The organism is Hwangdonia seohaensis, from assembly GCF_031932625.1.
Lineage (GTDB): Bacteria > Bacteroidota > Bacteroidia > Flavobacteriales > Flavobacteriaceae > Hwangdonia > Hwangdonia seohaensis.
On the sequence record NZ_JAVSCK010000002.1, the window covers coordinates 497,969 to 523,873 of the forward strand.

The 25,905-nt window shown below is 31.0% G+C and carries 24 protein-coding genes; 18 read left to right on the forward strand and 6 right to left on the reverse strand.

Features of this window, described 5'->3' with window-relative positions; translation table 11 throughout:
- Positions 1 to 5 precede the first annotated feature (5 nt).
- The 15 genes from RNZ47_RS07420 (at position 6) to RNZ47_RS07490 (ending at position 17,433) form a co-directional block, all read left to right on the forward strand.
- On the forward strand, positions 6 to 698 hold the full coding sequence (locus tag RNZ47_RS07420; protein WP_311938413.1) for an acetyltransferase: 693 nt from the start codon (positions 6 to 8) through the stop codon (positions 696 to 698).
- A complete protein-coding gene (locus RNZ47_RS07425; protein ID WP_311938414.1) occupies positions 698 to 3,361 on the forward strand; it encodes a peptidoglycan bridge formation glycyltransferase FemA/FemB family protein in 2,664 nt (887 codons plus the stop codon). Before RNZ47_RS07420 ends, RNZ47_RS07425 begins: the two co-directional genes overlap by 1 nt.
- Positions 3,362 to 3,517: 156 nt before the next feature.
- Positions 3,518 to 4,570, forward strand: coding sequence for a sugar-transfer associated ATP-grasp domain-containing protein (locus RNZ47_RS07430; RefSeq protein ID WP_311938415.1), 1,053 nt, complete (start codon positions 3,518 to 3,520; stop codon positions 4,568 to 4,570).
- Positions 4,571 to 4,573: 3 nt separating this feature from the next.
- Entirely contained in the window at positions 4,574 to 5,878 is a 1,305-nt protein-coding gene (locus RNZ47_RS07435) for a phenylacetate--CoA ligase family protein (RefSeq protein ID WP_311938416.1), read from the forward strand.
- 103 nt (positions 5,879 to 5,981) lie between these two features.
- Positions 5,982 to 6,683, forward strand: a complete 702-nt coding sequence (locus RNZ47_RS07440; protein WP_311938418.1) for an acetyltransferase — start codon at positions 5,982 to 5,984, stop codon at positions 6,681 to 6,683.
- A gap of 43 nt (positions 6,684 to 6,726) precedes the next feature.
- The gene (locus RNZ47_RS07445) at positions 6,727 to 7,974 is read left to right on the forward strand and encodes a GNAT family N-acetyltransferase (protein ID WP_311938419.1); all 1,248 of its coding nucleotides are present in this window, start codon (positions 6,727 to 6,729) and stop codon (positions 7,972 to 7,974) included.
- A 262-nt stretch (positions 7,975 to 8,236) separates the two neighbouring features.
- The gene (locus tag RNZ47_RS07450) at positions 8,237 to 9,445 is read left to right on the forward strand and encodes a GNAT family N-acetyltransferase (RefSeq protein WP_311938421.1); all 1,209 of its coding nucleotides are present in this window, start codon (positions 8,237 to 8,239) and stop codon (positions 9,443 to 9,445) included.
- Positions 9,446 to 9,455: 10 nt separating this feature from the next.
- Entirely contained in the window at positions 9,456 to 10,631 is a 1,176-nt protein-coding gene (locus tag RNZ47_RS07455; RefSeq protein WP_311938423.1) for a GNAT family N-acetyltransferase, read from the forward strand.
- A gap of 17 nt (positions 10,632 to 10,648) precedes the next feature.
- Positions 10,649 to 11,584 (forward strand): GNAT family N-acetyltransferase, encoded by a 936-nt coding sequence (locus RNZ47_RS07460; RefSeq protein WP_311938425.1) that lies wholly within the window; start codon positions 10,649 to 10,651, stop codon positions 11,582 to 11,584.
- Between the two features lie 9 nt (positions 11,585 to 11,593).
- Positions 11,594 to 12,766 (forward strand): GNAT family N-acetyltransferase, encoded by a 1,173-nt coding sequence (locus tag RNZ47_RS07465; RefSeq protein ID WP_311938428.1) that lies wholly within the window; start codon positions 11,594 to 11,596, stop codon positions 12,764 to 12,766.
- Between the two features lie 8 nt (positions 12,767 to 12,774).
- Positions 12,775 to 13,938, forward strand: coding sequence for a GNAT family N-acetyltransferase (locus RNZ47_RS07470; RefSeq protein WP_311938430.1), 1,164 nt, complete (start codon positions 12,775 to 12,777; stop codon positions 13,936 to 13,938).
- Between the two features lie 175 nt (positions 13,939 to 14,113).
- Entirely contained in the window at positions 14,114 to 15,061 is a 948-nt protein-coding gene (locus RNZ47_RS07475) for an SGNH/GDSL hydrolase family protein (RefSeq protein WP_311938432.1), read from the forward strand.
- Between the two features lie 15 nt (positions 15,062 to 15,076).
- Positions 15,077 to 15,907, forward strand: a complete 831-nt coding sequence (locus tag RNZ47_RS07480) for a cupin-like domain-containing protein (protein ID WP_311938434.1) — start codon at positions 15,077 to 15,079, stop codon at positions 15,905 to 15,907.
- Positions 15,897 to 16,415, forward strand: coding sequence for a hypothetical protein (locus RNZ47_RS07485; RefSeq protein ID WP_311938436.1), 519 nt, complete (start codon positions 15,897 to 15,899; stop codon positions 16,413 to 16,415). Before RNZ47_RS07480 ends, RNZ47_RS07485 begins: the two co-directional genes overlap by 11 nt.
- Positions 16,399 to 17,433 carry an HTTM domain-containing protein gene (locus tag RNZ47_RS07490; RefSeq protein ID WP_311938438.1) on the forward strand — a complete coding sequence of 345 codons (1,035 nt, stop codon included), beginning with the start codon at positions 16,399 to 16,401 and terminating at the stop codon, positions 17,431 to 17,433. Before RNZ47_RS07485 ends, RNZ47_RS07490 begins: the two co-directional genes overlap by 17 nt.
- A gap of 7 nt (positions 17,434 to 17,440) precedes the next feature.
- On the opposite strand, the gene RNZ47_RS07495 is transcribed toward RNZ47_RS07490, so the two are convergent.
- The 4 genes from RNZ47_RS07495 to RNZ47_RS07510 form a co-directional block, all read right to left on the reverse strand.
- On the reverse strand, positions 17,441 to 18,376 hold the full coding sequence (locus RNZ47_RS07495) for a hypothetical protein (RefSeq protein WP_311938440.1): 936 nt from the start codon (positions 18,374 to 18,376) through the stop codon (positions 17,441 to 17,443).
- Between the two features lie 31 nt (positions 18,377 to 18,407).
- Positions 18,408 to 19,760 (reverse strand): MBOAT family O-acyltransferase, encoded by a 1,353-nt coding sequence (locus tag RNZ47_RS07500; protein WP_311938442.1) that lies wholly within the window; start codon positions 19,758 to 19,760, stop codon positions 18,408 to 18,410.
- 316 nt (positions 19,761 to 20,076) lie between these two features.
- Positions 20,077 to 20,556, reverse strand: coding sequence for an Lrp/AsnC family transcriptional regulator (locus tag RNZ47_RS07505; protein WP_311938443.1), 480 nt, complete (start codon positions 20,554 to 20,556; stop codon positions 20,077 to 20,079).
- Between the two features lie 70 nt (positions 20,557 to 20,626).
- Entirely contained in the window at positions 20,627 to 21,775 is a 1,149-nt protein-coding gene (locus RNZ47_RS07510; protein WP_311938445.1) for a M14 family zinc carboxypeptidase, read from the reverse strand.
- A 292-nt stretch (positions 21,776 to 22,067) separates the two neighbouring features.
- On the opposite strand from RNZ47_RS07510, the gene RNZ47_RS07515 reads away from it, so the two are divergent.
- Both RNZ47_RS07515 and RNZ47_RS07520 read left to right on the forward strand, forming a co-directional pair.
- Entirely contained in the window at positions 22,068 to 22,439 is a 372-nt protein-coding gene (locus RNZ47_RS07515; RefSeq protein WP_311938447.1) for a helix-turn-helix domain-containing protein, read from the forward strand.
- 65 nt (positions 22,440 to 22,504) lie between these two features.
- Positions 22,505 to 22,873 (forward strand): DNA topoisomerase IV, encoded by a 369-nt coding sequence (locus RNZ47_RS07520; protein WP_311938449.1) that lies wholly within the window; start codon positions 22,505 to 22,507, stop codon positions 22,871 to 22,873.
- A gap of 157 nt (positions 22,874 to 23,030) precedes the next feature.
- On the opposite strand, the gene RNZ47_RS07525 is transcribed toward RNZ47_RS07520, so the two are convergent.
- Both RNZ47_RS07525 and RNZ47_RS07530 read right to left on the reverse strand, forming a co-directional pair.
- Entirely contained in the window at positions 23,031 to 23,534 is a 504-nt protein-coding gene (locus RNZ47_RS07525; protein ID WP_311938451.1) for a hydrolase, read from the reverse strand.
- 13 nt (positions 23,535 to 23,547) lie between these two features.
- Positions 23,548 to 24,309: an MBL fold metallo-hydrolase gene (locus RNZ47_RS07530; protein WP_311938453.1), complete on the reverse strand. Its 762-nt coding sequence runs from the start codon at positions 24,307 to 24,309 to the stop codon at positions 23,548 to 23,550.
- 96 nt (positions 24,310 to 24,405) lie between these two features.
- Here RNZ47_RS07530 and RNZ47_RS07535 point away from each other — a divergent pair, with 96 nt between their 5' ends.
- Positions 24,406 to 25,884 (forward strand): TonB-dependent receptor, encoded by a 1,479-nt coding sequence (locus tag RNZ47_RS07535; protein ID WP_311938455.1) that lies wholly within the window; start codon positions 24,406 to 24,408, stop codon positions 25,882 to 25,884.
- The last annotated feature ends 21 nt before the right edge of the window (positions 25,885 to 25,905 follow it).

The following is a 25,905-nucleotide window of genomic DNA, read 5'->3' on the forward strand; positions in this document are numbered from 1 at the left end:
AGTTATTGATTAAGTCATTAATTTTAAAAAGAATTCCAGACCGAAAACTATTTATGATTAGTTTAAAAGAAAAAAATAAAGTACGAATTTATGGAGCGGGCGGTCATTCGCAAGTTATAAAGGAAGTTTTGCAAGAAAATGGCTATAATGTTGTTGAAACTTTTGATGATAACCCTTCGGGAAGCCACCATGCGTCTAAAAATGTTGTTATGGGTGCTAGAGGAGATTTAAAAAAATTCCCTCACAGTGGGCCTCCGGTAATCATAGCTGTTGGTATAAACTCAGATAGGGCCGAAATTGCAGGCTTTTTAAAATGCAGGTATGAAAAAGCCATCCATAAATCTGCAATAATATCATCTACTTCAAAAGTTGGAGAAGGTACTGTAGTTTTTGCTGGAGCGATTATACAGCCCAACACAACCGTGGGAAAACACGTAATTGTTAATACCGGTGCTAGTATTGACCATGACAATGTTATTGGGGATTTTGCACACATATCGCCTAAAGCAGCTTTGTGTGGCCATGTAGAAGTTGGTGAAGGCTCACATGTGGGTGTTGGTGCCGTTGTAATCCCAAAAGTTAAAATAGGGAAATGGTGCACTATTGGAGCTGGCACTATAGTTATAAAGGATATACCCGATTACTGTACCGTTGTTGGCAACCCTGGAAGAATAATAAAAACAAACACACCTAAGTAATGTTTAGAGACCCTAACAAAATATCAGACATTTCCTTTATTGGTTCCGGAATTTCGGCATCATTCACTATTTTAAATTTTTTAGACCTTATTAAAAATGGTCCAAAATTAAAAAATAGACTATCCATACATATCATTGATAAATACCCTGAGTTTAATACAGGCATTCCTTACGGAGCTAGGTCTGGTTCATCAACACTTTTAATAACATCGTTGAGAAACTTTTTACCAGAACCAGAGCTTACCAAATTTATAAAATGGCTAAATGTAAATAAGGATTGGCTTTTAAAGGAATTTAAAAATGAAGGCGGCATTTTATCTGAGAAATGGTTAGATATAAATGGTGTTGATATACAGAACAATAAATGGAAAGATATTTTTATTCCGCGTCGTTTTTTTGGTTATTATATTAACGAAATGGTTGAAAATAGCATAAAGGAGTTAACAAGCCAAAACGCAATTGAGATCAATTATATAACCGATGAAGTTATAAACCTAAGTAAAGAAAACAACACCTATACCATTACTTTAGAAAACAATAAGCCTATTTTATCAGAAAAGGTTATTCTATCCGTGGGCTCATTACCCGTAAATAACTTATGGAAGAATGAAGCCTTAATTGAAGAAGAAAACTTAATGTTTATCAACACCCCGTATGATCCTCAACTTGAAATCACCTTAAAAAACGTTAAGCATTTTATAAAAAACAGAGCGGACAAAGGAACTAACGTGCTAATAATTGGTGCCAATGCAAGTGCACTCGAGTTATTGTATAAATTAAACGATGTTTCAAAAGCTGGAGATCATACTCCAAATAATTTTGTGTTTCTATCTACCCAAGGAAGGGCTCCAGACGCGATAATAGATGAAAAAAGAAAAAAGGAATTTAAACCAATTCATTTAAATAAACTTCAAAATGCAAGTACTTTAAGTGCAGATTCTATAGCGGAAGCCACATTTAAGGATATAGATTTATCAGATGAAATTAACTTAGGTGCGGCGTCCACGGTCGAAATTATATCATCGGCCTTTGGTAGTTTATTGGAAAAACTTAACGAAACTGAACTTGAAAAATTTGCCTGTTATTACGGTAACGAAATAGGAAAAAAACAACGGTGCGCAGGTGTCCATTACTCCAACACGATAGAAATGCTTAAAGCGGACAGGCGTTTTGAGCATATTGCAGGCAGGTTTGTCGACCTTCAAGAAAACAATAACAATTACTTTTTAAAGTATCTCGACACAAACACTAAGGAAGTAAAAACATATAACAAAGAATTCAACTTAATATTTAACTGTATTGGCGGCAAAAACCTAACTCAAAACGATATCCCTAAATTAATTTTAAATTTAATAGAAAATGGTTATTGCAAACCAAACGAGTCAAAAATTGGATTCCACGTTAACCACAATCTTGAAGCATCAAACAATTTGCACGTCATGGGACCTCTGTTAGCAGGTAATGTAATTGATAATAAAGCTGTTTGGCATGTTGAGCACTGTGGTAGAATAATTTGGATATCTCAAATACTCGCTAAAAATTTATATAATTACTTTCTTGAACAGGATAATAATGCAGAAGTTTCTCAAGCTAAAATTATTCACAAAGAAAAAGAAACCAATAAATCATACTTCGAAGCGGTTATTAATAAGAAAGACTGGGATACTTTTTTAGATAGTATAGAGTCTTATGATTTTTATCATACCTATGATTATCACAAATTATCGGTGTCGGAAAATGAAACACCAATATTATTGAAATATGTAAATAAAGAAGTCCAAATTGGTCTGCCGTTAATTATTCGTGATATTCCAAACTCCAAATACAAAGATGCTACTTCTGTTTATGGCTATGTTGGCCCGATTTCCAAAGGGCTAGATGCCTCTTTTAACAATTTGAAATTTTCAAAAGGGATAACTAATTATTTCAATAACAATAATATTATATCAGTTTTTTCTAGGTTAAACCCGTATATAGAGCATCAACATGCCATATTAAATAATTTTGGGGAAATCTTCCCGCAAGGCAAAGTGGTAAACATAGACCTGACTTTGGATTTTGATTCACAACGAAAAAACTATAGAAACAGACTTAAAACCCACATTAATAAAGCAAGAAGATTGTGTACAGTTAAAGCATCCTCTTCAAATAAAGATTTACAAAAATTTATTGAGCTGTATAATGAAAATATGGATCGCGTAAACGCTAAAAAATACTATTATTTTAGCCAATCTTATTTTGAAAATATTCTAAAAAGCAACGATTTTGAAACTACTATATTATCTGTAGTCGATAACAAATCTGGAGAAGTTATTGGTGCTAGTATGTTTATTGCTACTAATTCTATTTTGCAATACCATTTATCTGGATCAAAAAACGAGTATTTGCATTTAATGCCCACAAAATTATTGATTGATGAAATGAGGGTAATCGCCAATGAAAAAGGATGTTATAATTCTTTTAATTTAGGTGGCGGATTAGGCGGTAGAGATGACGATTCATTATTTCATTTTAAATCGTCGTTTTCAAAAGATTTCAAACAATTTAATTTATGGAAATTCATTGTGAACCAAGAAATTTATGATGAGCTCGTAGAAATCCATAAAGTTAATGCTAATTCGGATTATTTCCCAAATTATAGATCTAACGAAGTAATCAAATAATATTTATAAATATACACACTGATGTTTTGGTACTGATAATGAAAAAAATTTAAAAAAATCGATTTCCTGTATATAACATCAATTATATGTCTAGAATATTGTGTTAAATGACTTTAATATGTTATTGTTATACAAGTATTTAAACAAGACCATAAAATGTTATCAAGAATTAAAAATCTAAATGTATTTTTAAATGATTCGGACAAAAAAAGTTTTTTAAAAATAATCAAAGAAGTTATCCATTTTTCATGGATAAAAAAAGCACTACCAACCGATTATTTTAGAAAGTATTTGTACCGAAGAGATGTGACTGATTACACAAGTTACTTATCGTTCAAGGAATACAATAGCATTTTGTCATCTAAACAATTAGTGTTTCCAGAAATATCTGCATTGCTGAATAATAAATTAAGTTTTAGTTTATTGTGTAAAACAAATCATATTAAAACTCCTAAATTATTTAGTTATCATATAAAAAACAGATTTTATTTTAATGATAAAATTTTTGTGATACATACCGAAAATGATCTTTTAAGTTTTTTTGAAAACGTATTCGAAACACAAAATATTGATGCGCTTTTTTTAAAACCTCTTCAAGGTATTGGAGGCCAAGGTTGTATACTATTAAATAAAAACAATTTAAAAAACAAAATACAACACGCTAAAAAATCACTTTTAAAAGCCAGTTATTTACATCAAGAGTGCATTGAACAACATACAGAGATAAACAAAATACACGCTAAATCTATAAACACATTACGATGTGTCACCTATATAGATAAAGAAAACAAAATACACATTGTTTCAATTTTTATGCGATTTGGTGTTGGAAATAGTGTGACCGACAACGTAACTAGTGGTGGTTTTTATATAGCAGTAAATACTGAAACGGGGGTTTTACAAGGCCAAGGAAGGCAAAGTGTTGTTATGGGGGGCAATGTATTTAATAACCACCCAAATTCAAATTTTAAATTAGATGGCTTTAAAATCCCATATTTTACAGAAGCTTGTGATTTGGTAAAATATGCCGCTTTATATTTTCCTAGCAGAATTATAGGTTGGGATGTCGCCATAACCCACACTGGCCCTATAATTATTGAAGGGAACCATAATCCGGATTTACAAACTTCAGACACTGCGTACGGCGGCTATTGCAAAAGCCCTATTATAAAAGAGATTTTAAAAGAAATCAATACATTACCTGCTTAAAATATGATACCTTTTTCAAATCCTAGATTATTTATTTTTAATGCATTAGACGCTTTCAATGGAAATAAAAAAAGACAACAATTTAACGATGTAAAGACTATTATAGAAAACACGTCATTAAACGGTATTCATAATAAAACAATCCAATACCTTTCAGAAATTTTAAACCATGCTTGTAATACTACCCCGTTTTACACTAAATATACAGGAATAGAGCAGTTAGAAGATTTTCCCGTAATTGATAAAAATATCATTAAAGCTAATTTTAAAACATTCGAATCTGCCCTATATAAAAATCTAAAAAAAACAACGGTAAAAACAAGCGGATCTACAGGTACACCATTTAAAGTTTATCAAAACATCAATAAAATAAACCGCAATGTGGCAGATAATTTATATTTCTCTCAAAAAGCAGGATACACGATTGGCAATAAACTCTATTATTTTAGAATGTGGGATGCATTCGGCAAAAAATGTTTTCTAGCAAAGTGGGCACAAAATATTGAACCTATAGACGTATTTGATTTAAACGACACCTATTTAAAAAAATTTATTGCAAAATTAAAAAAGAATAAATCAGCAAAAAGCTGGATAGGTTATGCCTCAGCATTCGATCAAGTTTGTAAATACTTAAACAACATTAAAGCAAAACCCATAAATTGTAATTTAAAATCGGTGATTGCTATTTCTGAAAGCTTATCCCCTAGCACAAAAAAGTCTTTAAAAAAATATTTCAATGTTGATACCGTGTCGAGATACTCTAATGTTGAAAACGGTATTATTGCGCAACAGCTTCCTAATACTTCCTATTTTGTAATCAATTCAGCAAGTTATTATGTTGAGATTTTAACACTCAATTCAAACAGGCCGGTAAAACTTGGTGAAAAAGGTAGAATTGTAATCACCGATTTATTTAATTATTGTATGCCCATGATTCGATACGACACTGGAGACATTGGGTGTATAGACCATGCAGATGGTAAGCTCGTTTTAAAACAAATTGAAGGCAGAAAAATTGACGTTATAACCAATACCAAAGGCGAAATAATATCTAATAACCTACTTTTATTAATTAATAAATATCACGAATTAAATCAATGTCAGCTTATTCAAAAAACAAGGAATAAATATATTTTTAAAATAAATATTGATGGAGAATTTAAAAACGAAAAAAAGTTTGTTGACGAGTTTAAATCGTATTTAGGAAATAATGCCATAATAGAAATACACTATGTTAACGAAATCCCTTTATTGGCATCAGGAAAAAGAAGAGTTATGGTAAATGAAACAATTAAAGCAAAAGCATAAAAAAACTTAAAATAATTAAGGTATGCACAAGTAAACAGAAAATATAACATTGCTCAACAGAAAAAAACTATATTATAGCGTTTAATAATAAATCAAAATCAATTTGACAATTTCAAATAAACATAATATTGTAATTATAGGCGCATCAGGGCATGCTAAAGTTATTATTGATATAATTGAAAAGTTAAATCAGTATACTATTGTTGGTTTAATAGATTCCTTTAAGCCTATTGGAACTAAAATATTTAATTATAAAGTAATTGGCAGAAAAGAGCATATTCCTGAGTTAAAAAAAACACATAACTTTAATAAAGGTATTATAGCCATAGGTGATAATTGGGCACGTAAAAAAAACCATGAAAAAATAACCACAATCGATCCGGGTTTTGAATTTATCAGTGCCATTCACCCAAATGCTGTTATTGGAAAAAATGTAAATATTGGTAAAGGTACCGTTATCCTTGCAGGAGTTATAATTAATAGTGATGCTATTGTTGGTGAGTTTTGTATTATTAATACCAAAGCTTCGCTTGGGCACGATAGCGAAATAAAAAAATACTCAAGCTTAGGGCCAAATGCTACAGTTGGTGGTCATGTATCAATTAAAACCTGCACTTATATTGCTATGAGCGCTACTATAATACAAAGCATTAAAATTGGTAAACACTCCATTGTAGGTTCTGGCGCTTTAATTGTTAGAGATGTGCCAGATTTTAGTATGGTTTATGGTGTACCCGGAAAATTTATTAGAAAAGTAGCTAAAGCTGAAAAATACTTTTATCATAAAAACAATACCAATCCATAATTTTCGTCGTAAAATTGATTTTACCAAACAATTAAGCAAACTCATGATAAAAAGCAACCCTTTTTTTTCTTCAACCTTTATTAAAATATGGCATAGACATTTTAATACTGAAAAACCCTTATATAGTTTTGATTTTATTAAAAACATTTCTTTTTATAAACCTAGGTCCTTTCCCCTATTTATCAATTCAGGTAAAAATTTAACAAAAGGGGTTTCGTATAGTTTAGATGATGAAAGCGCTGCAACCGATTTTAAGTCCAAATGTTTTTTAATCTACGATGTTCCAAAATTTTTTAATGTTAAAACCAACAGCGGTAACAAAAACCTAAAAGTAAAAAAGGCAAAACAATACCCTGGTTTTTTAATTCATTTAGATAAACATAAAGATTTTAACACGTACTTTAAATCTACTTTTAGCAAAAGTAGTGTGCAAAAATTTAGAAGATACAATAGGCGTTTGGAACATTGTTTTTCAATAACCTATAAAATGTATTATGGAGAAATTGACAAAAAAGAATACGATTTTGTTTTTAGCTACTTTAATAAATTATTGACCAAAAGATTTGATGACAAACAAATAACAAACAATAATTTGAATCCTGAGGAATGGAATTTTTATTACGATGTGGTTTATCCTTTAATTTTAGAAAAAAAAGCCTCTCTTTTTGTTGTTTATAATGATGGTATTCCTATTACCGTTAGGCTAAACTATTTTTCAGAAGACATTATTTTTGATGCCATTACCGTTTTTGATATTGATTACAGCAAATTTCACATCGGAAAAATTTCAATTATGAAAATATTGGAATGGGCTTTTGATAACGATTTTAAAACATTTGATTTCACTAAAGGGTATTTTGATTACAAAGAGAGCTGGAGTGATTTAAAGTACGATTTTGAATATCATATTTATTACGACTCCAAATCTGTAACCGCTGCATTAATTGCTAATTACCTTTATCTATTTTTTAAACTAAAACAATCTTTAAGAGAAAAAGACATAAACACAAAGCTACACAAGGCATTGTTTTTCCTTAAAAACAACAAAAGTAGCAATGCCAATAGTTACCACATAAAACCAATTATTAATAGTAAGGATTTTGAGCCTGAAAAAACACAAGAAATTGATATTAACAGTACTGAAAACACTTTTTTAAGAAAGATCGTTTTCGATTACCTGTATACGAGCTCAGAAAACCTAAAGCATATTAATTTGTATAAATGTAAAACCGCTTCTAATAGCTATATATTAGCAGGCAAAAAAGACTCTCAATTAATTACGCACAGCTAATTGCGAACCTTCTAATAGTCACTAAATTAATCTATTTTCATGTACTTAAATTAAGGTTTAAAACCTTAATTTAAGTACTTTTTAAAAAACTAATATGTCACTTTTTTTTCAAACTCCACTTGGTCAATTATTATTACTTTTTATCTAATAAAGAATAAAATTACATATTATAATAATTACCTTTAAAATGAAAAAGACAACTTTTGTTTTTTTTAGTTTTATTAGCCAAAAATTTACCACATAATTATCAATTAAATTATTAATGATTAAAAAAATACTTAATGTTGGGCATTACGGCTTTGATTATTTTGAGAACAGAAAACTACCTGCTTTTTACAGTAGCATTCAATATAAATTTAATGGTAAAGTTGTAACTTATAAGGAATTTGAGGGTATCAAAATTTCAAATGAAAATAAGTTATATCGCGTTTACAATATTCCGCCTTATCTGGATTTATTGTTAGAAAACACAAATACCTACCGTAAAATAAGCCTTCCTGAAATAGACAAAGGTCTGTTGGTCGACATTAGCAAATTTGCTACTATTGAAGATTATACAGCAAAACAATTTAACTCCAGAAAAAGAAAACAAATTCGGTCTGTTTTAAAACGAGCAGATACTTGTTTTAATATTGATTATAAATTTTACTATGGAGAAATTAATAAAGAACAGTATGAATTTTTATTAAACACGGCATACACTTTTATAACACGACGGTTTAATCAAATTAATAAAAAACATTTTCATCTGTCCCGTTGGAATTTAATTAAAGAGAATTTATTCCAATTGATTTTAGAGAAAAAAGCCTCCATTTTTGTGATTTATGATAATGACAAGCCTATAAATATTTGTTTTAATTATCATTTTAATAAAATCACGTGCAATGTACTTGCCAGCTACGATATAGATTACGCAAAATTTAGTTTAGGCAGTATTGACCTCTATAAACAGTTGGAATGGAATATCAATAACGATTTTGAGATTTTTGACCTGTCCATGGGAGCATCAGAATATAAATTTAAATGGAGCAACAACCATTACGATTTAAGCCATAATATAATTATCAAAAAAAAATCGGTTATCAGTAATCTTTTGGCGTTGCTGTTGTGTTGCTATTTAAAATTAAAATTTTATGTTTTTAGGTATTACTACAAACATCCAAACAATAAGTTACTCTTCTTTTTAAATAGATTTATACCAAGTCCAACAAATGATAGTAATGAAAATATTGAAAAACCCGCAGAAATCGAATCAAAAACCATTGACGCTTTTAATTTTGAATCGGACAGCCAAGAAAAAATAGACATTGAAACCGAAACTTACGCATTTTTAAGAAAACCAATTTACGATTTTTTACACGCAAACCCTCAATTAAAAAACAACGTTTTGGTTTATAAACTAAATAATGAAGAAAAGAGCTATATTATAAAAGGAACCAATAAGATACAAAAACTTATAATTACTAATTAGGTATAAAAATATGGCATCAAAATATATTTCTAGATCAAATTTTTACTCAGATATTTTTGAAGAAAATGCGATTCCATCTATATATGAAAAAATTAAACTAAAAGGTGATGACGAAGCGTTTTATAGCCCTGAAACCAAATTATTACCAACATCAAAAATATATGCTTTTGAGTTGGTTCCCAATTATTTTGAACTCCAGGTTAAAGATGGTTTTTTTTGTACAGAAGTATTTCAAAAATATGGATATGCCATAAATTTAACGGGTTACAACTCGGTTGACAATTACATAAAATCTGAGTTTAAAACGAGTATAAGAAAAAATTTTAATCGTACAAAAAACAAACTAGAAAACTGCTACAATATAAAGCACGAATTTTTTTACGGCGCAATAAGCAATGAGCAATATTATGCGCTAATGCATGCTTTACACGACATGCTAATAAAAAGGTTTAAAGAGCGAAACGACAGAAACCCTGTTCTGGAAAATTGGGCGTATTATGAAAATAACACACTCCAGCTCATAGCAAGTAAAAAAGCATCCTTACTTGTTGTTTTTAGTGATAATGAGCCCATTGCAATTACCTTAAATTATCATCAAAAAAAAGTGATATACAGCGCCATTGCATCATATAATATAGATTTTTACAAATATAGCCTTGGCAATCTTATGATCTACAAGCTTGTTGAATGGTCTGTTTTAAATCATTATAAGCTTATCGATTTGGGCTACGGAAACTTTAGCCACAAACAAATTTGGAACAATAAACAATATAGCTTTAACCACCATGTAATACGTACAGAAAAAGAATGGTTTGGCAAAGTGTATGCCATTTTTATAAAATATAAATACCAATTAATAAACTATTTGCTTTCTAAAAAAGTAAACGTTTTATACAAAAACTTTAAACAGTTTTTTAAAGGTGTTCCGAATGAAGAGCCATTGGAATCTTTCGAAATTAAAACTATTAAAATCAACAACTTATCAAGTGATGAGATTGAAAAACTAAACCAGATTAATTTTAAAAAAGATGATTATTTATTCTTGAGAAAATCAATTAATGATTTTATTTACACTAATAACAATCACATTGATAATATGTCTATTTTTAAGGCAAATACAGAGGAGAATGTTTTTTATTTAAAAGGAGAAAAATGTTCAATAAAATTAACCTATACCAGAGATTAAGGTTTTAACTATATAAAATGGCACAATTAAAAAGAGAACAATTTATATATGATTTTTATATGAACAGCAAAGCAATAGTCCCAGGTTGTTATGAGTATGTTTATATAAACAACAAGGCGTTTTTAAACAAAGATGCCTCCAAACCAAATCAATTAAGCGATGTTATTTATGTAAGCTTGTTCCCTACTTTTTTGAATTCTAAAATTGTAAATGAATCTGGGTTCCACTCAAAAAAAATTATACATCACGGCATTACAGGTGCTGGCATTCTGTTGGACGAAAGTTATACCGTCGAATCTTATTTGGCTAAACATACAAAATCACAACTTAGAACCAACTTAAGAAAATCGTTTAAACTGCTTGAAAAATCTTGTAAAGTAAAATACGAATATAACTACGGGGAAATCTCTGAAGAGAAATGTGATTTTTTACTTAAATCGCTTCGCGAAATGATTGAAAAAAGGTTTAAAACTAAGAACACACAGCATGTTTTTATGATGGAATGGGATAATAATATTAAGGATTTACGAGAATTGATAAATCAAAAGAAATCATCATTATTTGTGATTTATGATGATGATAAACCCATTAGCATATCATTAAACAGGCACATTAACAACAGTATTCTTTTTAACGAAACGCACTCTTATGATGTGGGATATGGTAAATTTGGACTTGGGCACATAAATAATTATATGCTTTTAAAATGGAGCATTGACAACCACTTTGATTTTTTAGATTTAGGCATTGGCGTTTTTGATAATAAGAGAAAATGGTACAATACATGTTATAAAGTGGAATATCATCTATACTATAAAAAAAACTCTGTTAAAGCAAAAGCCATCGCCCTAATGGAAAGCTATAAAATCCACTTTAAAAATTTTATAAAGTCGAAGAACATTATGGGTTCGATTAAAAAAATAAAAGCTTCTTTTACCAATAAAGGAAATTAAAAACTTATTATGGCGCTTTTAAATAAAGAAGATTTTTATAACACGTTTTTTCAAAAAGACAAAATATCACCGGTATTTTCTAAACTATTTTATAAATACAATAATTCAAAATTTTACAATTCAGAAAGCACAGAGATAAATAAAGATAAACCCAAGGTAAATTTTATAAGTTTATTTCCACAATATCTCTACCCAGAAATTGCAAATATCAACAATGTTACAGTAAAAAAGGTTCAGCAAAAAAAGCTTGATGGTTTTGCCATTCTAATTGATGGCGTTAAAAATGCCGACACGTATTTGGTAAACACCTTTAAATCTAGCACTCGTGGGCCCATAAAAAAGAAAATCAAGCGTTTAGAGTCTTGTTTTAACATACATTATAAAATGTTTTATGGCGACATTACTGAAGTCGATTACAATGTTATAATGCCTCAGTTAAAGACCATGATTAAGCGCAGGTTTATTCAACGGAACAATACAAACGAAGCTTTGGGAAAATGGGATTCGTATCTCAACACTACACTATCGCAAATCAAAACAAAGGAAGCTTCGCTTTTTGTGCTTTATTCAGACAATGAGATTATTGGCATTTCGCTTAATTACCACATTAACAAGGTTTTTATCGGTCATATTATTGCTTATAATATCGATTATTCAAAATTTGGCATAGGTAACACCATAGTTTATAAATTATTGGAGTGGAGCATAAAAAATGATTACGCTATCTTTGATATGGGTAATGGCGCCTTAGATTACAAACGGATTTGGAGCAATCTTTCATATAATTACGAGTATTACATAGTTTATAAGAAATCGTCTTTTTTAGCCTTGTTTTTTGGACAACTTCAAGTTTTTAAAGTACAGTTTAAAAACCTTTTAAAGAAATATAATGTTGTTGATAATTTCAGAAAAATTAAAGCATACCTTTTAGGGAAAAACAAACAAGATGTAAACCTTCAAAAATCACTTAGTTTTGAAGAAATTAAAGCTGAAGTTTTTAAACAATTAAAATTAACAAAAATTGAATTTCATAATGTTGCAAACAATCTCTTAAAAAAAGCAGTAATAGATTTTACATTTGCACATCAAGATCATATAAATGATATCGAGGTTTTTAAAGTAGATAATTCGACTTTTATTATAAAAGGAACAAGTAGCACACAAAAAGTTATAATCGATTAAAACACAAAATGGGATTATTTAATACATATGATTTTTACAATACACTATCAAAAAAGCATAAAGTGTTTGATAGCTATGAAAAATTACATCTTACTCATAATAATTACGAGATTTATAGTGCAGATGCTGGAAACAATTTTGTTGCTTCAAAAAATGTGTACACTTTTGATTTGTTTCCCTCCTACTTAAAGCCCACGTACAGAAATAATGAGCAGAAAATAGTAAAAAATATTCCGCAAAAAAAAATTATTGGATATGCTATTCGAATCAATGATAACAAGGGATTTGATGACTTTTTTAAAAACGAGTTTAGCAAAAGCTTTAGGAGCAACACAAAGCGCTTTGTAAACAGATTTGAAGCTTGTTTTAATGCGAGCTATAAAATGTTTTATGGCAACATTGATAAAACTGAGTATAACGATCTAATGAGCGCATTGCACACCATGCTTACCAAAAGGTTTAACCAGCGTGAAGAATCAAACAAAATGCTTGATAACTGGGAGTTTTACTTAACCACAACATACAAAAACATCAACTCTAAAAAAGCATCGTTATTTGTTATTTACCACGATAATATTCCGGTACAAATATCGCTTAACTACCATTTTAACAACATTCTTTTTATAGCCATTCCCTCTTATAACATTGATTATGCAAAGTTTTCTTTGGGAAACATTTCCATTTATAAATTATTGGAATGGGCAGTAACCCAAAAGTATGATCTTTTGGATTTAGAGTATGGTTATTTGGAGTACAAGCGCCGGTGGAGTAATTATATTTACGAATTCGAACATCATGTTATTTATTCAAAAAATAATATTCAAGCTACTTTTTTGGCTACTAGCTCCATTTTAAAACTTAAACTTAAAAACTTCTTCAAAACAATAAATGTAGATGTGCTAATTAAAAATTTAAAAAGCTATTTCTATAAGCAAAAATCAACGTTTAAGGATATTGCGTACGATGCTGAAACTATTGATTTTGATAACGCAAACAATCTAGATTCCTTAAATATAAATAGTCCGCAAGTTGAGGATATTAAAAAGGCCATGTTCGATTTTCTGTTTGTAAATAAGGAGCATGTAAACGATTTAAAAATCTACGAAGTGGTCTCTTTTAAAGAATATGTTTTTTGCGGTAAAACAGTGTCACAAAAAGTCGTTGTTTTATAAGTAAGCATGTTTAAGCTCAAAAAATTTACACAAATATTTTAAAGGGTTTAAAATGTACTTTTTTAGGAAAAACCTCTATTAAAAGCAAAAAGAATGTATTTAAACGATTATTGATTTAATACTTGCAAATTGTAATTATATTTACCTTACAACTAAACTTCTATGCTTTAAAAAAATGAAATTATTAATTGGTAAAATGATTTTATATTTTATTCTAATCTTGGTATTCTTGGAAGTTTGCGTGCGTGTTTTTCATTTATATTTTGAATATCCAACTTATTATATTAACGAATTGAATGTTAAAACATATTTACCAAAACAGCAAGGGTACTATGTTACTGGCAACAGGCGCATGAAATATGCAAAATATAATATTAACGACAGTGGCTTCAATTCCTATAAAGAATATAATCCTAGTAGCACCACAACAGATATTGCTCTTATTGGCGACTCTTTTATAGAGGGTTTTCATCAAGATTACCATAGATCTATTGGAAAAAAAATAGAAACCAAATTAAAAAACACGGTAAACGTTTTTGAATATGGGCACTCTGGCTACGATTTGGCCGATCAATTACACCTTATTCAAGCCTATCAAGAACATTTTAAAAACATTGATTATATTTTTATTTATATTAAGTTCAATAACGATTTAAAACGAGGTAAATACACTCCCAATCAGTGGCGGGTAGACTTACAATACTCTACCACCTTTCAAATTAGAGACAAAATTAAACTAACCACCTATGCCGAAGGTATTGGTGTTTTTGAACCAATCTTAAGGTTACGGGATAGGTTTTTTGGAATTGTACCCGAAACATATGAAGACGAGGCAGTTTCTGAAGCTGATGCCAAAAAATATTTAGATAATCTTAAAACTTTAATAGATACATTTGGATTTGATAAAACCAAAACTACTTTTCTGCTCAATAAAGACAAAACCAGCACATATTTTTTAGATTATTGCGATAAAATGGGCTATAATTATATCGATTTTAGCAAGGCATTTAAACAATCGGAAAAGCCCACTACTTTAATATACGATATGCACTGGAACAATCATGGCAGAGCTTTAATAGCCAACAGTATAGTTGATTATCTGAATAAAAAAATTAGTAACTAAAAACACCATCGGGAAATGAATATTTTAAATGACATTTTATCTCAAAGCATACCCATTGAAGAAATCACATCATTTGATTCCTCTATCTTTAAAAAAAAATATTACAATAAAAAACCAGTTGTTTTTAAAGGTCTGGCCAAAGATTGGGGCGCGACAAAAAATTGGGATTTAGATTTTTTATTGAACTTAAAAGAAGATAAAGATATTCTTTTACTCTCTGGTAATTTTATACAAGACGATAACCGCTACACAAAAGCATCCTTTAAAGATTATATTAAAAAATTAAAAACGGCTGATGCCAATAAAGAGTCCTTTAAAGATTACTTAACTACCCTGAATATTTTTAATTACTACCCACATTTAAAAAATGCAATCGATTTTTCGTTTTTTGAAAGCTATAATAAAATAAACGACGTTACAGCTTGGATTGGGCCGTCAAACACAGTGTCTGGGTTTCATAACGATACAGGAAAAAACATGTACGCCCAAATAAAAGGAAAAAAAATGTTTATCATCAGTTCTACAAAATTTAACAAAAAGATGTATCCGAGTGCTAAATACATCAATGGCGCAATAGCCAGTCAAGTTGATATAAATAATTTTGATGAAAGCAAGTTCCCTAAATTCAAAGAGGTGGAATTTTTAAGTGTTACGTTGGGGCCTGGAGATGTTCTGCATGTGCCTTCAAAGTGGTGGCATTATGTACAATCGTTAGACACTTCAATTAGCATAAGTAATTTTGGTTACTCAAAACAGGAAATGTTTATTATAAAAGCAATTGATTATTTGCACAGACGAGGATACTATAAATCTAAAAATTGTTTTTGCTGTAATAATGAGAAATAAGTTATTTGAAAAAAAGGCATATTTTAAAATTGTTACTGCACTAATATTGGTACCAAATATCTTTGTGGCTATTTTGGGTATTGAGAGCTTTCCGTATACCTGCGCTCCCATGTTTGGGCATTATATTGATGATAACACAGATTTATACCTATTTAAATTTGAAGGTGTAACTGATTCCACACAAGTTGATTTAACGAGGTATTACGGTAAGTCTGAAGATCTTTTTATCAGGCATTTTTTTAGCAAAGTTTACGGTTCAACTCATGCCATTTCACCTTTTGATAGCAAATTGACCGAAAGCAAATCCGATTTTCAAGATAGGATGGATGCCTTTTTCAACTATTATTCTGGTTTTATTTTAAGTGAATACAACCTCTCGTTTAACCAAATAAGTTTATCTGTTAAAAGCGTAGACCAAAATAGAAACATCATTAAATACTTTAAACCTATTGGCTATTTTGATTATAGCGATAAAAAATACCATGCGTTATATGAAAATAGGAATTAAGCTAATTGGTTTACTAAGGTTGGTAATAGCACAACCTTTAAGCATTTTAAGATTTTCGCTTTCAATATTAATGGGGAAATATGTATTGGAACGCCTTAACGCTATTTTTCAGTTAGAAAATAACATTCAGTATGCTTTATCAAAAACTTGGTTTACCAGCCTTTTGCCCGATGCGTTTTTAGTACTGGATTCAAACCTTTACACAACCGTTAAGTTTTTAATTATAGTTTCTGCTTTTGGTGCGGCACTGGGCATTTTAGGCAGACTAAATTTATTGGTATTGGCCTTTTTATGTTTTTACGTATTCGGGGTTGGCGAGGGTATTGGGGTTTTTGATCATCACACTTCTTTACCAAGTCAGGTTATTTTCGCTCTTGCGCTTGTGCCAGGATCCATGAAGCTATCGATTGATTATCTTTTAATGCATTTTTATAATAAACGTAAAAACAGGGTTTTAGATTTTGCAAGCAATCCAAAGTGGGGTTTGAATTTGGTTTTGGCTTTGGTAGCCATTACTTACTTTTCTGCCGGAGTTTCGAAGCTTAGATATGGCCATGGCATGTCTTGGATGGACGGCTCGACTTTAGGGTTTTACTTAAAGGAAAGAACCATAAAATATGAAGGAGGCGAATCGCAACTCATTATTGGTGATAGCAAAATTAAAGAGAATGAAAAATGGAAGGATGAATTTGGTTTTATAGCTCATACTTACGGCAACTTTCAAACAAAAAAGAAACTGAATGATATTGCTGAATATATAGCAAATAATAAATTTCTGGTTGTTGCCCTCTCAATTGGTTCGGTTTTATTTGAATTACTCGCTTTTGTAGTGTTTATTAACTCAAAATACAGAAACATATATCTTATATCTGCCATTGTTTTCCATCTGTCCATAGGCTCTTTAATGGGTATTTCATTTAGGCAGTATCGATTGATTTGCTTTTTCTTAATAGATTGGGATTATTATTTAAGATTTACATTTAAAAAACTTAAAATGCAGCATCTTTTAAATGGGTGAAGAAATGTTATTTGCCTGCATTGTTTTTAACGTAATCGGCTATTACCGAAGCCACAATTTCCCTGCCGTGGTTATTCCAATGGCGGTCGTAAATTAAATCGGTTGGTCTGCTAGACTTTTCAAAAACCGCTCCAAAATCAAGGTATTTGTATCCCATCTTTTCACAATGTTCTACAAAAAGGGGGCTGGTTTTTCTTTTGTCAAATAAAAAGACATTTTTTTCTTTATTAAAACCATAGGTTTTGACTAGCGTTTTAAAATTATCTAAATATTCAGCGTCGAATTTATCGCTGATACTATCACTACTAGATATAAAAGTATCAAAAGTTTCTTCATTAAAATTTGACCCGTACCAAAACCTTCTAAAAGCATCAAAAAGACCTATGGCATTAGCGTACTTAAGCAACCTAATTTGTCTTTTAATCTTAAATTTAAAAGAATGTTTTAAATTCACTAAACGATGGTCTGGCTTAATTTCAGTTCTTTTTAAATCATTTTCAAATTTCATATAAATAAAAACATAATCTATAAGATCAAATTGATCTTTGTAAGATTTTATTATATGAAACTGGTCCGCCATATCATATCCGCCGCGACCATATTCGAACACCTTTGTCCCATCATTTAAATAGTTTTCAACTTTTTTTCCTGTGGAATCATAAAAATGCTGATTGAAACCTTCAATAAAAGAGTCGCCTATTAGTGCAATCTCAACTTCATTTGCTGTTGGGATAAACTCCCTATACGAATTATAACCAAAATTATTAATTCTGAATTCTGCAAAATTCTGTCTTCTATTTCCAGTAACCGAAAATCCAGTTTGTCCTGGTACTGTTTTTTGAATATCATATTCATCAATATACAAGTGCAAAGGCACATCATTATATAAATGAAAGAGCCGTACAAGGCCTTCTAAACATAAAAGGATTAGAAATATGTACAAACAAGTATTTAGAACAAACCTTTTCACGATTTTAAAATTGAAAATATATAAACGACCTATCAATGCCATCATCATAAAACAACATCATCAATAAAACCACTATCGCATAAGCTATAAACCTAACGACTTTAGATTTGAACTTAAAGGGTACGCGTTCATCTTTTCTCATCCTATATTCATAAATTACAAATACCGCTATTAGAATGTAATAATCGATCATCCTGTAACCCATGGGATGGTAATACACTTCGTAACTAAAATCAGAAACTATTCTTTTTATAAAAGCAAAGGCATCGGTGATGGATTCCGATCTAAAAAATATTCTTGAAAAAGTTACAATTCCAAAGGTTAATATAACTTGGCCAATTTCTTTAAGCGAAGGAAAAAAGGAGTGCTCTCCCACTACATTGTTTTTATAAATGGTGTTTCGGCCCAATAGAAAAACAGGGATAAATGCCAAGGCATGAAATGCACCCCAAAAAATAAAGGTCCAATTGGCACCGTGCCAAAAGCCACTGACAAGAAAAATAATAATAATATTTCTAACCGATTTAAGCTTGCTAACACGCGATCCACCTAAAGGTATATAAACGTAATGCCTAAACCATGTTGAGAGCGATACGTGCCACCGCTGCCAGTATTCCGCGACATTTCTCGAGAAATTTGGGAATTTAAAATTAGACATTAATTCTATCCCAAAAAGTTTGGCGGTACCAATGGCAATATCAGAATAACCGCTAAAATCGCCGTACACTTGAAAGCTAAACATTGTAACTCCCAAAATGAGTGTAGAGGCCGGATAATCGGCATAATTGGCGAAAATATCATCAACCATTGGCCCAAGAGAATCTGCAATAACCACTTTTTTAAATAATCCCCACAATATCAATTTAAGCCCGCTAACGGATTGGTCGTAACTAAATGTTCTTTTATGGGTAATTTGAGATAACAGGTTCGAGGCACGCTCAATGGGTCCTGCCACTAACTGTGGAAAAAAACTAACAAAGGCGGCAAAGGACAAAAAATCTCTTGTAGGCGTTAATTTTTTATAATAAATATCGAACGAATACGACATGGTTTGGAAGGTATAAAACGATATACCTATTGGTAATATAACACGCAATGTCCACGTACTATGCATGTTATAGCCAAACATTGCGAACATGTCCACCCAAGAATCAACGAAGAAATTGAAATATTTAAAAAAGCCTAAAAGTCCAACATTGAAAATAACCGTTACCCAAAGCCATGCTTTTCGTGCGGATTTTTTTTCATTGGCATGAATTTTTAACCCAACAAAATAATCTACTAATGTGCTGAGCAATATTAATGAGAGGAATCTCCAATCCCACCAGCCATAAAATAAATAACTGGCGAAAAGCAATAACCAATTTTGTGATTTTAAACTTTTTTTAAAAACTATCCAATAGAGGAAAAAAACTATTGGTAAAAAAACAAAGAACTCTAAAGAATTAAATACCATATGGGTTAGTCAAATTGGTTGGTAAAATTCGAAAATCAAAGATTATTATAAAAATGACGAAACTTACATATTAAATCAAAAAATTTCTTTGAAATGCTTAAATAGCTATACAAGTAGCATTGTTAGGTTGTTCTAAGCGTTGAAAAGTAGAAATTATGTATAAAAAAAGCCCTTTTTGAAGGGCTTTTTTTATTTCTGATCTTTAATTTAAAGCAAATTACAACTCATTAAAAATAGAGTGCATCAAACGCTTTTTGTCGTTTAGGCTTTCTTCAAGCGATATCATGGTTTCTGTTCTGTAAACACCTTCAATATCGTCAAGCATAAAAATAACTTCTTTGGCGTGCTCTGTACTTCTGGCTCTAATTTTACAGAATATATTGAATTTTCCTGTAGTTATATGTGCCACCGTTACAAAAGGAATATTGTTAATGCGTTCTAACACAAATTTAGTTTGAGAGGTGTTATTTAAAAATACGCCAACATAGGCAATAAAAGAATAGCCTAATTTTTTATAATCCAATGTTAAGGATGACCCTCTAATAATTCCGGATTCTTCCATTTTTTTTACACGCACATGAACTGTACCTGCAGAGATTAATAATTTTTTTGCAATGTCTGTAAACGGAATTCTTGTATTATCGATTAACATATCAAGAATTTGATGATCGATTTCGTCTAATTTAATTTTCCCCATAATTAATTATTCTTAAATAAAAAGCAAAATTACTACATTTTCATCAAAAAATACATATTATTTCTGTCTTTTATTGCCATAATAATGCGATTTTATTGTTATTTATTATTACGAAATCGTTTTCGTTATTAACTTTTACGCAATCACCACGCTCATCCAATACAACCAAATTATTGGCATCAAACTCTTTATGCCCATAAAAGCCCGTCAATTTTTCAATTTTTACGATTTTTGGGATAAACTCAATGTTGCCATGTATTAATTTTTCTTGATGCATAATGCCAATATCCACTACTCTATCGTCATCTGTTTTGGCATTTCGTATAATCACATCAAAAAAACATTTTTCGTTTTCAGGAATATCAAAATAAGCCTCATATAAATCTCCGTCAACCTTATTATTGGCTATATAGTCCAGCGATTGCATCATAGCCATATAAATATACTCTCGCGTTATTTCTCGGGCGTAATCCTCCTGAAAATGTCCCGCTTCAAACAAAATAGTGGGTACATTTTCACTCTGAAACGTATCGCCTACACAATTCAAATTAAATGCATCGTCGTAAACACCAACTTGATTCGGTATTACTTTCTGAAGCACTTTATTCATAACACCTATAATTTCCATGGCAACCTTCCGATTTGCCGTAATTTTACAATCTTTATCCTGTGCTGGCGACAGAAAAGAAACCGTAGCCGATTTATTCGTTTTTCCAGCACTAAAAATAGTACGTTGCCCATGCAGGTTATAGCAAAAATGAGGCTTAAAATCGTTAAAAACAGCCCTTAACAGCTTACTTTCCGGTTGCGATAAGTCTTGGGCGTCTCTATTCAAATCTACCGCATTTGCATTCACCCTAGTGTACGCTTTGGCGCCATCTGGATTTAAAATGGGAATGATGTATAAAGTACAGGCTTTTAAAATATAGTTAAGTTCCGTTTTTTTATCTAAAAGTGTATTTAAAACGTCGAATAACGCCTTGGTTGTGGTCGATTCGTTTCCGTGCATTTGCGACCACATCAATATTTTTTTTTCGCCATTACCAATTTTTAAGGAATAAATGGGTTGCCTTAAAACCGATTTTCCAATAATATTTACATCTATTATTTTTTCTAAGTCATTTAATAAAGGTTCAATATTAAGATTGGTAATATACCGATGGATGAGACTATTTTCTTTGTGCTTTAAAAACAGTGATTTTAAATGTGCTACGTTCATTGAAATTTTTTAATATACAAATGTAAACATTTACTAATTTACATTTGTAAACAAACATTATTATCGTTTTTGTATACATAAGTTAACAAAAATAACACACGCAATGGTTAGAAATCCATTAATTTTGCGAAATCATTAAACTTATTGCTTTAAATATTTATTTTCAGTTAATTACATGTTACTATATAAACTATTAGTTCAGTATATTGTGGGTTATTTAAGGATGTAAACACTACTTTTAAAATTAATTCGTTACATTTGTAACACAACTTGTTTAAAACCCGTGTTTACAATGATAAACAATGAAGCTTTCGTGAAACGACTCCAAAAAGTAATAGATTATTACGGTGAATCTGCTTCCTCTTTCGCAGAAAAAATCGGTGTACAGCGATCTAGTATTTCGCACATTTTATCGGGCAGGAACAAACCGAGTTTAGACTTTGTTTTAAAAGTACTTTCCTCCTTTCCGGAGGTTGAGTTGTATTGGCTATTAAATGGCAAAGGCGAATTTCCTTCAAATAAAAATATAGCCAATACAACTACTAAACCCCAGGAATTAAAAATTGAAGACACTTTGAAGCCTGAAAGCGAAAACGGAAAAAAAATTGAGCGTATTGTTATTTTTTACTCTGACGGCAGTTTTGAAAACTTTCAAAACGACTAGCAATTTTACCTTAAAAGGTCGCAAATAAATTCTTTGTTTAGTAGCTTTGCCCAAAAATATATGTTATGCGTTTATTCTGTTTTATATTGTTGTTTAGCCTATTGAGCTGCTACGAAACTTCCAGGGATTGCAAAGCCTATAAAACAGGTGAGTTTTATAGCGAGGTTTCCATAAATGATGTGCTGTATAAATCTACTTTTAAAAGAAGTGGAAATTTACAAATTGAAACGTACAATAAAAAAATAGATTCTTCTAAATTGCGATGGATAAACGATTGCGAGGTTATTTTTAAAACCATTAATCCCAAAAACAGAGCCGAAAGAAAGGATGTGCACTTAAAAATTTTAACCACAACCGATTCATCGTACACCTTTGAATATTCGTATGTAGGCGAAACAAAGAAACAAAAAGGCGTAGCTTACAAAATCAAGTAAATTATCTGATTGCCCTTAATGTTACATAATTGGTTCGTCACCCTGAACTTGTTTCAGGGTCGTATTCAACAAATGATTGTATGTCAAATAATTATGAGATGCAGAAACGAGTTCAGCATGACGATATGCTCATTACTGATTACGGGTATACAATACATTATTTATCAAAAGGATATAAAAACGATTCTACCAGATTGAATTTTAGTTGCTTGTCTTCTGTTATTTCGTAGGTTAAAAATATTTCGCCCCAAAATTCGCCATCCGAAAAATCGGCAATAATCCATTTATGATTTAACATCTTTACCGTATTAATCATCATTCTTCTGCCTTCACTTGCAGCATAAGGTACAATGGGATGTTGTCCACTGGTTTCGTTTAATTTGTAAAGTTCATCTTTAATAAAGGGAATCAATTCATCTACATTATAGCCATCGTTTTCAAAATAGCTGATGGCATCTTCATTTCTGTATAAATTAAAATGCGAGAGATTTAATATATCATCCTGCAAAACCGCTATGGAATCTTTATATTTTATTGATTTTGATTTATACTTTTCCAGTTTATTGTTCATGTCTTCAAAAATTCGTTTGGAGTTAACATACTGAAACAGCACCAACAATACCGAAAACACAAATAAATAAATAAAAATTTTTTGCTTCATTTTATTACTTTTTTTAAAGGGTTATTTGTAAGCCGTCATAGGCCAGAAAAACATTTTTTGGCAGTGTTTGTTGTACCTCGTCATGAAAGCCCAATAAATGGCTTATATGTGTAAAATAGGCTCTTTCGGGCTTTATTTTTTCAACAAATCGCAAAGCTTCTTCTAAATTAAAATGAGAAATATGCGGCTCTATTCTCAGTGCATTTACTACCAAAACCTTAAGGTTCTTCAGTTTTTCCATTTCTTTCTCTTCTATTGTTTTCACATCGGTTAAATATGCAAAATCCTTGAACCTGTAGCCAAAAACCTGGACAAAGTAATGGTTAACGTTGATGGGCACAACTTCAATTCCAGATAAGTGAAACGGTTTGTTTTCAATTCTATTAACTATTACCGTTGGCGCACCGGGATATTTGTTTTCGGTTTTAAAGATATAATCAAAACGATTTTTTATGGATGCAATAACGCGTTGGTGGGCATAAATATTCATATCGCCATTCATATAACAGAGCGGCCTGATATCGTCCAGTCCTGCAACATGGTCCGAATGCTCATGCGTAAATAAAATGCCATTGATTTTTTCGCATTTACTGCGCAGCATTTGCTGTCTGAAGTCCGGGCCACAATCTATCACGTAAGCATAATCATCCCATTCTATTAAAGCAGACACCCTTAACCGTTTATCTTTAGGGTTATCACTTAAGCATACAGGGTGTTTGCTTCCAATAACTGGAATGCCTTGAGATGTACCCGTGCCAAGAAATGTAATTTTCAAGAAAGTAATATTTAATCACAAAAATAAACTTATTTTTTTGTAAGCTATAGTTATTTGATACCTTTGTAAACATTAGCAACAACTCAAAAAAAAACTATGGAAATTACCATAAAGGGTGATAAGGAATTTGATGATATACCGTCGTTAAAATCTAAAGCTTTAAGAATAAATTTAAACGAAAATATTTACGGCACATTTGCAGAAATTGGTGCGGGTCAAGAAACTTGCCGTCATTTTTTTAGAGCGGGCGGAGCATCTGGTACGATTGCAAAAGCGATGTCGGCTTACGATAAAGATTTTAGTGATGCCATTTATGGAATTGAAGATGATAGACGCTATGTAACCGAAGCGCGTTTGCGCAAGATGCTTTCGCATGAAATGAATCTCATGGAAAAGCGTATTACCAGAGAAAAACACCCGAATAAAATATTTTTTACCTACGCCAACACCGTTGCTACCATAGATTTTTCAAAGAAGTTTAAAGGTCATGGCTGGGTAGGAATAAAATATCAAGTTGAAGCCGATGGCGGTTATAACGAAATAATATTACATGTTCGTTTTAAGGAAACCGATGCGCGCTTACAACAAGAAACGTTGGGCGTTTTGGGCACCAATCTTATTTATGGCGCTTTTTACAAATACAACGAACCCAAAAAATTACTGCGTTATTTATACGACCATTTAGATCAAGATCAATTGGAAATTGACACCATTAACTTTTCTGGCCCTGTTTTTAAGGATGTAGATAATAGGTTAATGAGTTTGCAATTAGTTAAAAATGGCATGACCGATGCCGTAATGTTCGGTCCCGATGGCAACAACGTACTTCCGGCGAGAGTGTTGTACAAAAAAAACATACTGGCTTTACGCGGTAGTTTCAGACCCGTAACCAAAGTCAATATGGCCATGTACGAGAAATCATACGAAATGTTTGTAAAAGAAAATAAAGTTGATGAAAACAAAACAGAGGTTGTTTTTGAAATTACTTTGTCCAACTTGCGAGCCGAGGGCGAAATAGACGAACAGGATTTTATGGATAGAGCCGATTTACTGTGCTCGCTCGGACAATCGGTAATGATTTCCAATTTCCAAGAGTATTATAAAGTGGTTGAGTATTTTTCAACCTATACCAAAGCAAGAATGGGACTTGCCATGGGCGTTAATAATTTGATTGATATTTTTGACGAAAAGTACTATCGCCATTTAAGTGGCGGGATTCTTGAAGCGTTTGGTAAATTGTTCTTTAAAGATTTAAAAGTGTATTTATACCCTATGCTCGATCCGGAAACCGGTGAACTTATTAATAGTGAAAACTTGAAGGTTTACCCACGAATGAAAGAGCTTTATAAATTCTTTAAATACAACGGAAAAGTGATTGACATTAAAGAATACGACGAAAGTATTATGAGTATTTTTTCAAGGGAAATTCTTCATAAAATTGAAAATGGCGAACGAGGTTGGGAAGCTATGCTACCTGAAGGTATCTCAGATTTAATTAAAGATTATAGGTTGTTTGGCTACACGCGCAAACCATTAAAACCTATTCGCATTAAAAAAAGAGCGGTAAAAAAATAACGGCTTATTTTGATACATACG

Excerpts from the sequence above, each read along its gene's own strand:
- RNZ47_RS07425 (WP_311938414.1), top strand. The coding sequence starts at position 698 with ATGTTTAGAGACCCTAACAAAATATCAGACATTTCCTTTATTGGTTCC.
- RNZ47_RS07430 (WP_311938415.1), top strand. The coding sequence starts at position 3,518 with ATGTTATCAAGAATTAAAAATCTAAATGTATTTTTAAATGATTCGGAC.
- RNZ47_RS07435 (WP_311938416.1), top strand. The coding sequence starts at position 4,574 with ATGATACCTTTTTCAAATCCTAGATTATTTATTTTTAATGCATTAGAC.
- RNZ47_RS07445 (WP_311938419.1), top strand. The coding sequence starts at position 6,727 with ATGATAAAAAGCAACCCTTTTTTTTCTTCAACCTTTATTAAAATATGG.
- RNZ47_RS07450 (WP_311938421.1), top strand. The coding sequence starts at position 8,237 with ATGATTAAAAAAATACTTAATGTTGGGCATTACGGCTTTGATTATTTT.
- RNZ47_RS07455 (WP_311938423.1), top strand. The coding sequence starts at position 9,456 with ATGGCATCAAAATATATTTCTAGATCAAATTTTTACTCAGATATTTTT.
- RNZ47_RS07460 (WP_311938425.1), top strand. The coding sequence starts at position 10,649 with ATGGCACAATTAAAAAGAGAACAATTTATATATGATTTTTATATGAAC.
- RNZ47_RS07465 (WP_311938428.1), top strand. The coding sequence starts at position 11,594 with ATGGCGCTTTTAAATAAAGAAGATTTTTATAACACGTTTTTTCAAAAA.
- RNZ47_RS07470 (WP_311938430.1), top strand. The coding sequence starts at position 12,775 with ATGGGATTATTTAATACATATGATTTTTACAATACACTATCAAAAAAG.
- RNZ47_RS07475 (WP_311938432.1), top strand. The coding sequence starts at position 14,114 with ATGAAATTATTAATTGGTAAAATGATTTTATATTTTATTCTAATCTTG.
- RNZ47_RS07480 (WP_311938434.1), top strand. The coding sequence starts at position 15,077 with ATGAATATTTTAAATGACATTTTATCTCAAAGCATACCCATTGAAGAA.
- RNZ47_RS07485 (WP_311938436.1), top strand. The coding sequence starts at position 15,897 with ATGAGAAATAAGTTATTTGAAAAAAAGGCATATTTTAAAATTGTTACT.
- RNZ47_RS07490 (WP_311938438.1), top strand. The coding sequence starts at position 16,399 with ATGAAAATAGGAATTAAGCTAATTGGTTTACTAAGGTTGGTAATAGCA.
- RNZ47_RS07505 (WP_311938443.1), bottom strand. The coding sequence starts at position 20,556 with ATGGGGAAAATTAAATTAGACGAAATCGATCATCAAATTCTTGATATG.
- RNZ47_RS07510 (WP_311938445.1), bottom strand. The coding sequence starts at position 21,775 with ATGAACGTAGCACATTTAAAATCACTGTTTTTAAAGCACAAAGAAAAT.
- RNZ47_RS07515 (WP_311938447.1), top strand. The coding sequence starts at position 22,068 with ATGATAAACAATGAAGCTTTCGTGAAACGACTCCAAAAAGTAATAGAT.
- RNZ47_RS07520 (WP_311938449.1), top strand. The coding sequence starts at position 22,505 with ATGCGTTTATTCTGTTTTATATTGTTGTTTAGCCTATTGAGCTGCTAC.
- RNZ47_RS07525 (WP_311938451.1), bottom strand. The coding sequence starts at position 23,534 with ATGAAGCAAAAAATTTTTATTTATTTATTTGTGTTTTCGGTATTGTTG.
- RNZ47_RS07535 (WP_311938455.1), top strand. The coding sequence starts at position 24,406 with ATGGAAATTACCATAAAGGGTGATAAGGAATTTGATGATATACCGTCG.